The organism is Arthrobacter sp. STN4, assembly GCF_024539665.1.
Taxonomy (GTDB): domain Bacteria; phylum Actinomycetota; class Actinomycetes; order Actinomycetales; family Micrococcaceae; genus Specibacter.
The window spans coordinates 339,418-351,047 of sequence record NZ_JAKZGX010000001.1; the positions used below are offsets into that span (position 1 = coordinate 339,418).

General features: G+C 64.8%; 9 protein-coding genes. 7 read left to right on the forward strand and 2 right to left on the reverse strand.

Translation table 11 applies throughout. The features are described 5' to 3' along the window. The first annotated feature begins 92 nt into the window (after window positions 1–92). Window positions 93–1,100 (forward strand): 1-aminocyclopropane-1-carboxylate deaminase, encoded by a 1,008-nt coding sequence (locus MMF96_RS01645; RefSeq protein ID WP_256882318.1) that lies wholly within the window; start codon window positions 93–95, stop codon window positions 1,098–1,100. Between the two features lie 110 nt (window positions 1,101–1,210). On the opposite strand, the gene MMF96_RS01650 is transcribed toward MMF96_RS01645, so the two are convergent. Continuing rightward, window positions 1,211–2,173 (reverse strand): sugar-binding transcriptional regulator, encoded by a 963-nt coding sequence (locus MMF96_RS01650; protein WP_256882319.1) that lies wholly within the window; start codon window positions 2,171–2,173, stop codon window positions 1,211–1,213. Between the two features lie 282 nt (window positions 2,174–2,455). On the opposite strand from MMF96_RS01650, the gene MMF96_RS01655 reads away from it, so the two are divergent. From MMF96_RS01655 to MMF96_RS01680, 6 genes are all read left to right on the forward strand, one after another. Continuing rightward, window positions 2,456–4,276, forward strand: coding sequence for an ABC transporter ATP-binding protein (locus tag MMF96_RS01655; protein WP_256882320.1), 1,821 nt, complete (start codon window positions 2,456–2,458; stop codon window positions 4,274–4,276). Next, complete coding sequence (locus MMF96_RS01660) at window positions 4,276–6,021, forward strand: ABC transporter ATP-binding protein (RefSeq protein WP_256882321.1); 1,746 nt, start codon at window positions 4,276–4,278, stop codon at window positions 6,019–6,021. Before MMF96_RS01655 ends, MMF96_RS01660 begins: the two co-directional genes overlap by 1 nt. Window positions 6,022–6,251: 230 nt before the next feature. Further along, window positions 6,252–6,392, forward strand: coding sequence for a hypothetical protein (locus tag MMF96_RS01665; RefSeq protein WP_176615214.1), 141 nt, complete (start codon window positions 6,252–6,254; stop codon window positions 6,390–6,392). Window positions 6,393–6,491: 99 nt separating this feature from the next. Then, on the forward strand, window positions 6,492–7,541 hold the full coding sequence (locus tag MMF96_RS01670) for an LLM class flavin-dependent oxidoreductase (RefSeq protein ID WP_256882401.1): 1,050 nt from the start codon (window positions 6,492–6,494) through the stop codon (window positions 7,539–7,541). A gap of 152 nt (window positions 7,542–7,693) precedes the next feature. Further along, a complete protein-coding gene (locus MMF96_RS01675; protein WP_176618749.1) occupies window positions 7,694–9,088 on the forward strand; it encodes an IS1380 family transposase in 1,395 nt (464 codons plus the stop codon). A 275-nt stretch (window positions 9,089–9,363) separates the two neighbouring features. Continuing rightward, window positions 9,364–10,236 (forward strand): hypothetical protein, encoded by an 873-nt coding sequence (locus MMF96_RS01680; protein WP_256882322.1) that lies wholly within the window; start codon window positions 9,364–9,366, stop codon window positions 10,234–10,236. Window positions 10,237–10,424: 188 nt separating this feature from the next. Here MMF96_RS01680 and MMF96_RS01685 read toward each other — a convergent pair whose 3' ends face one another. Then, a complete protein-coding gene (locus tag MMF96_RS01685) occupies window positions 10,425–11,588 on the reverse strand; it encodes an SIR2 family protein (protein ID WP_256882323.1) in 1,164 nt (387 codons plus the stop codon). Between the last annotated feature and the right edge of the window lie 42 nt (window positions 11,589–11,630).

Consider the following 11,630-nt stretch of genomic DNA (forward strand, 5'->3'; position numbering starts at 1 on the left):
GGCACCCTTGACACACCCTGTACGCAACATGCAATATATTGCATAACCAGAACGGCGTGACCTGCGCCACTCCCAAACCCTGAGGACCTGCCGTGGCACTGTCAGACTTTGAACGCTACCCGCTGACGTTTGGACCCAGCCCGGTCCATGAGCTGCCCCGCCTGTCCGCGCATCTGGGCGGGGCCAGGATCTGGGCCAAGCGCGAGGACGTCAATTCCGGCCTGGCCTTTGGCGGGAACAAGACCCGCAAGCTGGAGTACATCGTCCCGGACGCCATCGCCCAGGGAGCAGACACCCTGGTCTCCATTGGCGGCTACCAGTCCAACCACACCCGCCAGGTGGCCGCCGTCGCCGCCAAGCTGGGCATGAAGGCCCGCCTGGTGCAGGAAAACTGGGTGGACTGGCCGGACCCGCTGTCCGACCGCGTGGGCAACATCCAGCTCTCCCGCATCATGGGCGCCGACGTCCGCCTCGACGCGGCCGGCTTCGACATCGGCATCCGCAGCAGCTGGGAGGCGGCCATCAAGGACGTCGAGGACGCCGGCGGCAAGCCGTACCCCATCCCCGCCGGCGCCTCCGAGCACCGCCTCGGCGGCCTGGGCTTCGCCAACTGGGCCTACGAGGTCCAGCAGCAGGAGGCCGAACTGGGCATCTTCTTCGACACCATCGTGGTCTGCACTGTCACCGGCTCCACCCATGCCGGCATGATCGCCGGCTTTGCCGGCCAGGATCGCCCGCGCCGCGTCATTGGCATTGACGCGTCCGCCACGATCGAGAAAACCCGTGCGCAGGTGGGCCGGATCGCCCGCCACACCGCGGAACTGATCGGGCTGGGGCGCGAACTGCGCGAGGAGGAAATCACCGTGCTGGAAGGCTGGGCGGGCGACTTTTACGGCATCCCGGTCGAATCCACGCTGGACGCCATCCGCCTCACCGGCTCACTTGAAGGGATGATCGTGGACCCCGTCTACGAGGGCAAGTCGATGGCCGGGCTGATCGATTTGGTGCGGTCCCGGGACATCCCGGCCTCCAGCAACGTCCTGTACGCGCACCTTGGCGGGCAGCCGGCCCTGAGCGCCTACAGCGGGCTCTTCCGCTAGCCCGCCCGGCGGACGACGGCGGCACGTGCGTTGCGCCGTCGTCCTCCCGCCGCGGCCCGGCGCCGCGGACGGACCGCCGCGCGATACCGGACCCGTGCCGGAAGGCGGCCTCAACGGAAGGTGGCGAGCAGTTCCCGCGCCGTGGATTCGTCCGTGACGAGTTCGTTGACGTAGCCGCCGCGGATGGCCGCCGCCAGCGGCACCACCTTGGCCGGCCCGGCGGTGACCATCATGCGGCGCGGGATCTTCAGCAGGTCATCGAGGGTGATGCCGACCAGCTGGTCCGTGACCTCCGAAACCACCTCGCGGCCCTGGTGGTCAAAGAAATGGCCGCACAGGTGGGCGGCCGCACCGGCTGCCGCCAGGTCTGCCAGGGCGGTGGGGGACACCGGGCTGTAGGTGCCGGTGCCGTCAAAGCGCTGCATGGAGCCGAGCCCGATGAGGGCCAGGTCGCTGTGCGTCCCCAGCTCCAGCCCGTAGGCCACCTCGGGGGATTCCAGCGCCTTCAGCCGGGCGGCGGGGTCACGGTAAAGGAAGTTGGCCGGGACAGGGACAAAGTTCCCGCCCAGCTGCTGGCAGATGTGTTCGCCGACGTGGATGCGTTCGTCGCCGGAACGGTCCAGCCGTGACGGGCAGGCGAGCAGGTCAATCACTGTCAGTTCGCTGCGCACCCCGGGGCTGAGCGACTTGGCCACGGATGACAGCGTCCGGCTGGCGGCCACGCCCAGCTGCCGCACGCCGTCGAGGTGGGTTTCCAGGTAACGGGCGGCCACGTAGCCCAGGCGGTTGTTCTTCTCATACAGGGACCGGGGACGGTCCATGGAGATGACACAGTCGGCAAGCTTGAACGTGGACCGCAGCCTGGCCTCCAGTTCGGGCATCCTGTCCACCGGCGGGCCGATCCGGATCTGCACCACGCCGCGCCGCTTGGCCTCGGCCAGCAGCCGCGACACGGTGGCGCGGGAGAGGTTTTCCGCGGAGGCGATTTCCAGTTGGGTGGCGCCGGACATGTAGTACAGGTGTGCCACCTTTTGCACCAGCTGGTCGTGCCGCAAGGCGTGGTCTGTGGCCAAGGCCGCACCCCTTTCCTGTCTGGCCGGCGGTGTTCGCGCAGTAGCCTATAGACGATTCTAGGAGATGGTCCCCGCGGTTGCGCGCCCGGGAAGGGCCGGACCGGCAGGGGCACCGCCAGGATGGTCCGGCAAAACCCCTTCCATCTGGCGGATATTTTGCGTTAGGGTGGGTAATTGTGAGATAGAGAACAGCAGCCAACCCACCACACGCTGATCGCGCCGCCGCCTGCGGACCGCTGGATCGCGTCCTGCCTGCCTCCCCCCACTTTTTAGAAGGCCATTGTGCGTGCATTTCCCTATCCCGACGCCGGTTCCCCGGACCTGCGATCGCCCGCCCGTTTCCTGTGGTGGCTGGCCCGCGCGGAAGGTGCCACGCTCCTGGCGGGCGTGGTGTACGGCTCCGTCTGGACAGCCTGCCAGGCGCTGACCCCGTTTGTCCTGGGCCTGGCGGTGGACCAGGGGATCGTGGGTGGCAACTTCCGGCGCCTGGGCCTGTGGGTGGCGCTGCTGGTGGCCCTGACGCTGCTCCAGTCCGGGGCGGCCACGCTGCGCCACCGCACGGCCGTGAGCAGCTGGATGCAGGCCGCGTACCGTTCCGCGCAGCTGGTGGGGCACAAGGTCACGCGCAGCGGGGATGCCCTGCCGCAAAAGTTCTCCACCGGCGAGGTGGTCTCCACCTCGGCGTCGGATGCCATGCGCATTGGCGAGATCTTCGACGTCTGCGCCCGCCTGGCCGGCTCCGTTGTCGGCTACCTGCTCGTGACGTATCTGGTGTTCCGCTCCTCCTGGCAGCTGGGCCTGGTGGTCCTGCTCGGCGTCCCGCTCTGCGGCGCCATGCTGCTGTTCGTCATCCGTCCCTTGCAACGCCGCCAAAAGGAACAGCGCGAGGCCGCCGGAAAGATGACGGCGCTGGGTGCCGACACCGTGGCCGGGCTGCGCGTGCTGCGCGGGATCGGCGGCGAGCACATCTTCGTCCAGCGCTACCGGGAGCGCTCGCGGGACACGCAGCTGGCCGGAAACAAGGTGGCCTATTCGCTGGCCGACCTCGACGCCGTGCAGGTCCTGGTGGTCGGCGCCTTCAGTGTGGCCTTCACCTGGATCGGCGCGCTGCAGGCCGTGTCCGGGCAGATCGCGCCGGGCCAGCTCGTGGCCCTGTATGGCTACGCCGTGTTCCTCGTCTCGCCCATCCGCACCGCCGCCGACGCCGTGTCCCGCTTCATCCGCGCCCACGTCGGTGCCCGGCGCATCATCGACGTCCTGGCCACCCCGTCCGCCGTGCACGACGCCGGCACAACCGTCCCGGGGCCCTCCTCGCCGAGCGCCCTGGTGGACACGGCCACCGGCGTGGTGGCCGTCCCCGGCACGCTCAGCGCCGTGGTGTCCGCGGACCCCGCCGAGTCGGCGGAGCTGGCGCGGCGACTGGGACGCTTCGAGGACGCCGTGCTGCGGGAGGCGCAGGTCCGCTGGGGCGGTGCCGCCCTGCACCTGGTGCCGTTGCGCGAGGTCCGCTCCCGCATTGTGGTCTCCGACGCCGAACCCCAGCTGTTCACCGGCACGCTGCGCGAGGAACTGGACCCGGCCGGGAGCCACAGCGACGCGGAGATCATGGCCGCCCTCGACGTGGCCAGCGCCGCCGACGTCTTTGACGGGCTGGAAAGCGGGCTCGACGACGAGGTGACGGAGAAGGGCCGAGGCTTTTCCGGCGGCCAGCGCCAGCGCCTCACCCTGGCCCGTGCCGTACTGACCGATGCGGAGGTGCTCGTGCTCATTGAACCGACCAGCGCCGTGGACGCCCACACCGAACAGCGCATTGCCGCGGCGCTGCGCCGCAAGCGCAGCACGGCGGAAAACACCACGGTGGTGGTGACCGCCAGCCCGCTGCTGCTGGACGCCATGGACACGGTGACGTTCCTGGAGCACGGGACCATCCGCGCCCGGGGCACCCACCGCGAGCTGCTGGACACGGTCCCGGCCTACCGCAAGGTGGTGATCCGCGGGGAGGGGATGGACGGCGGCACCCCGGCGGGCAACAACGAAAACTCAGGCACCGGCGTCGAACATACCGGGGACAACCACGAACCGGTCGGAAAGGGCGTGCAGTGATGGGCGGTTCCAAGCTGCCCGTGGCGGACTCCGCCACGGTGCGGGCGGAAGGCCTGCGCCTGATGGGCCAGCACCGCCGGCCGCTCGCCTTTGTGGTGGGGCTGTACGTGCTCGCCGCCGTGGCCGGGCTGGCGGGGCCGTTCCTGCTGGGGCGCCTCGTTGACGCCGTCGCCCGCGGCACCACGCCCGGGTTTGTCGCGGCCGTGGCGCTGGCGCTCGCCGGCTTTGTGCTGGTCCAGTCGCTGCTGTCCCGGTGGGCGCAGCGCACCGGCATGGTGCTGGGGGAGAAGGTCTTTGCCCAGCTCCGCGAGGAGTTCATGGAGCAGGTGACCTCGCTGCCGCTCTCCACGGTGGAAAAGGCCGGCACCGGCGACCTCGTCTCGCGCACCACGAACGACGTCGACGCCGTCTCGCACACCGTGCGCTTTGGCGTGCCGCAGGTGCTGGTGTCGCTGGCGACGATAGTGCTGACGGTGGCCGCGGCCGTGTTTACCAGCCCCGTGCTGGCGGTTGGCCTGCTGGTGGGTGCGCCGCTGCTGGTCCCGGTGACCCGCTGGTACCTCCGGCGCGCCACGGCCGGGTACCTGGCGGAGCGGGAAAGCTATGCCGTGCTCAACGGCGCCATCACCGAAACCATTGAGGGTGCCCGCACGGTGGACGCGCTGGGCCTGGGTGCACACCGGCGCGGCCGCATCGACGCGGCCCTGCGCGGCTGCTTTGAGCGGGAGAAATACACGCTGGGGCTGCGCACGGTGATGTTCCCGGTGGCCGAATTTTCCTTCTGGCTCCCCGTGGCCGGCGTGCTGCTGTGGGGCGGCTGGCTGGCCTCGCAGGGTGCCGTCACGGCCGGCATGGTGGCCACCGTGGCACTGTACGCACTGCAGCTCATTGACCCCGTGGACCTGCTGATCATGTGGATTGACGAGATCCAGGTGGGCGCGTCGTCGCTGGCCCGCATCGTGGGCATCCGCGACGTGCAGGGGGACAGGATCGCCACGGACGCCGTCCCCGCCGACGACTCACTGGTGGTGGACCGTGCCCGTTATGCCTACCGCCCGGGCCACGACGTGCTGCACGGGATCGACCTGGTGCTGCGGCCGGGGGAGCGGCTGGCCATGGTGGGGCCCTCCGGCGCGGGCAAGTCCACGCTGGGGCGCCTGATCGCCGGCATCCACCCGCCCACGGGCGGCACGGTGACGGTGGGCGGCGTGCCCCTGGTGGACCGCCCCCTGGACGAGCTGCACGGCGAGGTGGCGCTGGTGACGCAGGAACACCACGTGTTCGTGGGCACCCTGGCGGACAACCTGCGCCTGGGCAAGTCCGGCGCAACGGATGACGAGCTGGAACAGGCCCTGGCCGACGTCGGCGCCCTGGGCTGGGCGCGTGCCCTCCCCGACGGGCTGGAAACCGAGGTGGGCTCCGGCGCCCACACCCTGACGCCCGGGCAGGCGCAGGAACTGGCGCTGGCCCGGCTGGTGCTGGCCGATCCCCACACCCTGGTGCTGGACGAGGCCACCTCGCTGATTGACCCGGCCGCCGCCCGCCACCTGGAGTTCTCGCTCAGCGCCGTGCTGCAGGGGCGCACCGTGGTGGCGATTGCGCACCGCCTGCACACCGCGCACGACGCCGACCGGGTCGCCGTTGTGGACCAGGGCCGCATCACAGAGCTGGGCTCGCACGACGAACTGCTCGAACGCGGCGGATCCTACGCCGCGCTGTGGAACTCCTGGCGCCAGGAGTCCTGAGACGCCGGTCGAGCCTGCCGGTGGTCGAGCAGCGAGCCCTGCGAGCGCGTCGAGACCGCGCCTGTCGAGACCCGGACCTTGCCCGCCGGTCGAGCCTGTCGACACCCGGGACGCCTGCCGGGAACCGCCCCTTTTGGTGTCGGGCAAACAGGCGTAACGTTCAAATGAGGGGCGCATTGGACCGCTCGGCCTTGTGCGTAGCTAGCCAGATGATGACCAAGGAGCTGACCATGCCTGACAAACAGCCACACCACCACGAGCACAAGAAGATGGACAAGGGACACGCCATCAAGGCCAAGCGTGCCGAGAAGAAGGCCCGCGGCTCCTCGATCGAAAATGCCGACCCGGTATCCCACCTGAAGAAGCGCTGAACTGCGTGCAGCCTGCCGGCCTGACCGGCCACGCCCCGCCGCGGGAGCTTTCATGCATTCGCATGGAATAGCCCGTGGCGGGGCCGTGTTGTGACGACTATGGAAACCATTGGCACCAAACGCATAGGCTTTCTCTCCTTCGGCCACTATGGCACCGGCCGCGGCTCGCAGACGGCCTCCGCCCGGGATGCGCTGCACCAGGGGATTGACCTGGCCGTTGCGGCGGAGGAGCTCGGCATCGACGGCGCGTTTTTCCGCGTCCACCACTTTGCCCGGCAGCAGGCGTCGCCCTTCCCGCTCATGGCCGCCATTGCCGCACGCACCAGCCGGATTGAAATCGGCACCGGCGTCATCGACATGCGCTACGAAAATCCCCTTTACATGGCCGAGGAGGCGGCGGCCACGGACCTGATCAGCGACGGCCGGCTGCAGCTCGGCGTGAGCCGCGGGTCACCCGAACCGGCCGCGAACGGTGCGGCCGACTTTGGCTACCACCCGGAGGCCGGCGAGACGGCTGCCGACATGGCCCGGCGCCACACGGCAGCGTTCCGCCATGCGATTTCCGGTGCGGGGGTGGCCGAGCCGGGTGAACACGCCTACATGGGCGGCGAACGGCTGCTGCGCATCGAACCGCACTCGCCAGGACTTTCCCAGCGCGTCTGGTGGGGTGCCGGCACGCGTGCCACGGCGGTCTGGGCGGCCCGGCAGGGCATGAACCTGATGAGTTCCACGTTGCTGACGGAGGATACCGGGGTGCCGTTCGACCAGCTCCAGGCCGAACAGATCCAGGTGTTCCGCGACGAATGGGCCGCGCACGGGCACGGGTTCACGCCGCGTGTCTCGGTCAGCCGCAGCGTCATCCCCGTGGTGGACGACGTGGACCGGATGTACTTCGGGCTGCGCTCGCAGGCCCAAAACAAGGACCAGGTGGGCATGATTGACGGGCTGCTCTCCCGCTTCGGCAAGAGCTACATGGGTCCGCCGGACGTTTTGGCTGAGGAGTTGGCCGCCGACGCCGCCGTCCAGGCCGCGGACACCATCATGCTCACCGTGCCGAACCAGCTGGGCGTGGACTACAACGTGAAGATGCTGGAGAACATCGCCAAGTACATTGCCCCGGCGATCGGGTGGGCGCCCAACGCTGGTTGACGTCGGCGGGGGCGCTTTTTGTGCAGATTAGCCTCGAGATTTCATCGCGGGTGTGACTTCGCGGCGTCATTAAAGCCTGAAAGGTGCCTCTGACATGGGAAAATGTAGTTACCACACAACATTTTCTACACAGTTTCAGGAGCACCTTGCAGGTGAACAACATTACCGGTTTTTACCCCTCTGTTCGAGTTGATGCCACCGGGGGCGGGGTTGTGTCCCAGGGCGGCGGGATCGTCCTGACGGAGATGCTGAAGGCATCCGGTCTGACCACCGGACTGGCAGGAGTGCTGGAGCCATGGCGTAAGCCGTTCGCCACACACCACCCTGGCAAGATCCTCACGGACCTGGCGTTGTCGCTGGCAACGGGTGGAGACTTCGTCTCCGATATTGATCGGCTCCGCAACGAGCCCGACGTGTACGGCTTGATCGCCTCTGATCCCACGATCAGCCGGCTCTTCAAGGTCCTGGCCACCGCACAACCGGCGAAGGTGTTGGCGGCGATCAACAAGGCCCGTGCCGCATCGAGGGCGCATGTGTGGGAACAGGCCGGTGAAGCCTCGCCCCTGCATGGTGCCAGCAGGAAGAGTCCGCTGGTCATCGATCTTGATGCTTCCCTGGTGAATTCCCATTCGGAGAAGGATGATGCCCGGCCTACGTGGAAGAAGGGCTTCGGCTTCCACCCGCTGTGTTCTTTCATTGACCACGGCGGCACAGGTACAGGAGAGCCCCTGGCCACCTTGTTGCGGCCCGGCAATGCCGGCTCGAACACGGTCGCCGACCACATCCAGGTCGTGAAGGACTCCATTAAGCAGTTGCCGAAGGGGTGGCGGTCCGGGCGGAAGATCATGATCCGCACGGACTCTGCCGGTGGCACGCACGGGTTCCTAGATTGGCTCACTGCCAAGGGGCGTAATTTCTCTTATTCTGTCGGGTTCACGATCAGCGATGCCGTTGCCAATGTGTTGCCGCTGATTCCGAAGAAGGGGTGGACCCGGGCCTACGACAGCGACGGTACAGAACGAGACGGCGCCTGGGTTGCCGACATCACCGGCATGCTCGACCTTTCCGGCTGGCCGAAGGGGATGCGGATCATTGTCCGCAAGGAAATCCCGCACGTGGGCGCCCAGTTGAGGATCACCGACATCGACGGGCACCGGTACACGGCCATTGCAACGAACCAGGAACACGGCCAACTGGCTGACCTTGACGTCAGCCACCGGCTCCGTGCCCGCTGTGAAGATCGGATCCGCAATGCCAAGGACACCGGTTTCGCGAACCTGCCGTTCAAATCCTTCTCAGCCAACGAACTCTGGTGCCATGTGGTCATGATGGCCACAGAGCTCATGGCCTGGACCCAGATGATCGGCTTCAACGACTCTAAGGCCCGTCGGTGGGAACCGAAGAAGCTCCGGGCCAGGCTCTTTGAAATCGGCGGGAAACTCGCCAAACACGCCCGCCAAACAACCCTTCACCTGGCCTCCAAAGCGCCAGAGGTGCAATTGCTGCTCAAGGCAGTGAAACGGATCGCCGCGCTCAGCCCGCCATAGACGGCAGCCAGCCCGACCATCCGCCACTCATCAGAAGCAAGTACCAGCACCACCGTGACCGGTGTGGAACCGTCACCGACCACCGCCCCACAGGTCAGCGGCCAGAATGTCACACCCAAATGCCACAATGGGAACCATCAGGCAGACGGTCAGCCCTGATCCACCAGAAACCTCGTGTCATGAAAGTTCGAGGTTAGGCACCACGTATGTTGCGGCAGGGTCGCGCAAGATATACTGAAGAAGGTGGTTAGACATCCTATCCAAAGGTGCGATGAATGATGGCAGCTTACAATCCGCCGAAGAAACGCGTGCATCGTGGGTACGTATATCTTGATGACTCAACTGTCATGAATAGCCTGTCGGCGATTGAGTCCGGGAAAATTGACGAAGTTGTTGCCAAGATTAATCAAGCACGCGATGGCGGTTTTTCGGGTAGTATCAACGCCGGCGCGGGGGCTTTCGGTGGAAAAATCGAAGGTGGCAAGAAGACGATTAGCTCATTCGAAGAAGAAGTCGTTCGGACGCGCACAAGGTTTTCCATATTTGAGATTTGGTATCAGAAGATAGTTGCAGAGAAGGCACTTGGAACATTCAGTGGATGGGATGACACGGTCTTATCAGCGGTGGAGCCGGGAGACACACTCGAAGTCAGTGGCGCTCTGCAAATCGTTCCTCTCCAAACCTTGTTTCGCTTGTTTCGCTGGTTTGCAGCCCAAGCTCAGGATCAAAGCTCGCCCTTTGCGCAAAAGGGTGAGGAGCTAAAAGGAACCAAAGCTGGCCTAAGAAGCTTGGAAGCACTGCTAGGCGGTACTGACGAGGTTTTGGCAATGCTGCGCCCCGAAGGCGACGCCGGACCGGCGGTTGCTGTTATTCTCGACGCCAACTGGCTTATTGGTGGGCTTGGACGCCTCGACGGCACATATACAGTGGTAGCTCAGGTTGAAATGGTGCTGGAAGAGGGTGACAAATGGCCAACATTGAGGCTTACAGCCGACGCGCCGGTCACCAAGCTCGAACGAGACACTCTAACTGCGGTCGTGGGCAACTTCATTGAGCCCGCAGAAGCTCTTGGGGTCACCATTGCGGCCGATGAAGCCGAGCTCTCTGGCCCAGCACTGCTTTTGAGGGCGATTGCCATCTATCGATGACGAACGAGGGGTGGTCTGACGGTGTCTAGCTCGGTGGAGCATCGAGATAATGCGAATGCGTCCCAATGTTTCGTAGCCGAGCCATAAAGCAGTTGGGCATGGCCTGCTACGTGAAAATGCTGGAAGACGTCACCAGGTAAATCGCCGGCGATAGGGTGAGGACTTGCGGCGGTTAAGTAGCGGACGACTTAGCTGCTACAAGACCAGTTTGTCCAGTCGTTCGACTTCGTCGCATCGACAACGCCGTCTCTATGGAATGTGAGCCAATCTGACGGGCCCTCGGATTTTCCCCATCCCAGAGCTTGCTCCACTTCCTTACGTGAAGGTGAGACTCCGAGTGTTATGACAAGAACCTTCGGGCGAGCCGAGCGATCACGTTCCCCAAGTGCTTCGCGCAATGACGCATTCACCGCGTCATCGCGAAATGAATATCCAACGATAAGCCAATGGCTCGAACTACGTAGGCTTAGCCCAAAGCCTTCATAGGCCAATGAGAATGGGTAACTCCGAATTTCGGTCGTCTTGTTGAGTTGATTGGAGAGAACAACGGCTGGGCGTAAATTCATAGTTTCAGAACGAACTTGGGCAAGAAATGATTCGTCTCGCACTTGCCACGCTTCGAATCGAACCACCAGTTCAGTTTTTTCTTGTTCCGGGTCGTACCACCACGAATAGGAACCGTGAAGTTGCAGCAGCCTAATCCTGGTCGTTGAAGGGAAACTGAGGGTAGTGCGCAAGGCAACGCACGAAAAGATTTTTCCGTCTTCGTCCTTGACTGTAATTTTCCTTCGCCCGTCCGCAAGATCACAGAGTTCTGATTTCACTGTTCCGAGCAGAGCCGCATGGAGCATGGTGTCGTAATTGAGGTTCGCAAAAGTGATTTTACCCGGGAAGGCTGAGGCAATAGCCTCTACAAAATTTTCGAGGGGAGCCTGTCTTTCTGCGTATGCCATAGACCGTTCACTGATGATTTCGAGTACGTGGCTAATTCCTTCGTCGCTGACACTCCTAGCAAACTTCGCTGATTCAGCCAACGCTTGAGCCAGAACTTCGTCTTCGGGTGCCAAAGCGCGCGCAAGCCTGTTCATGTGTTGGATCGCGTGGCGCTGAGCCACGAACGCACCGATCAACACCTCGAAGTCCTCTGTTGGGTCGTTTCCGTCAAGGTGCCTAGCAACTTCAGCCATGAGATTCGCGACTGTTTGGAGGGGAAGATCCCGTTCTTCGCTATCACCAATTTGGGCGTTCGAAGCATCTATTCGGCGTATAACCTCGTGACAGAGTAGATCGAGTCTCAAATCCGGGTTAAACGCTGTGCTGAGCCCGTTACCTGAAAGTACAGTTAGATTCATTTGGTCCTTCGTTCCGGCTTGTCGGTGGGGTACGTCGTACTT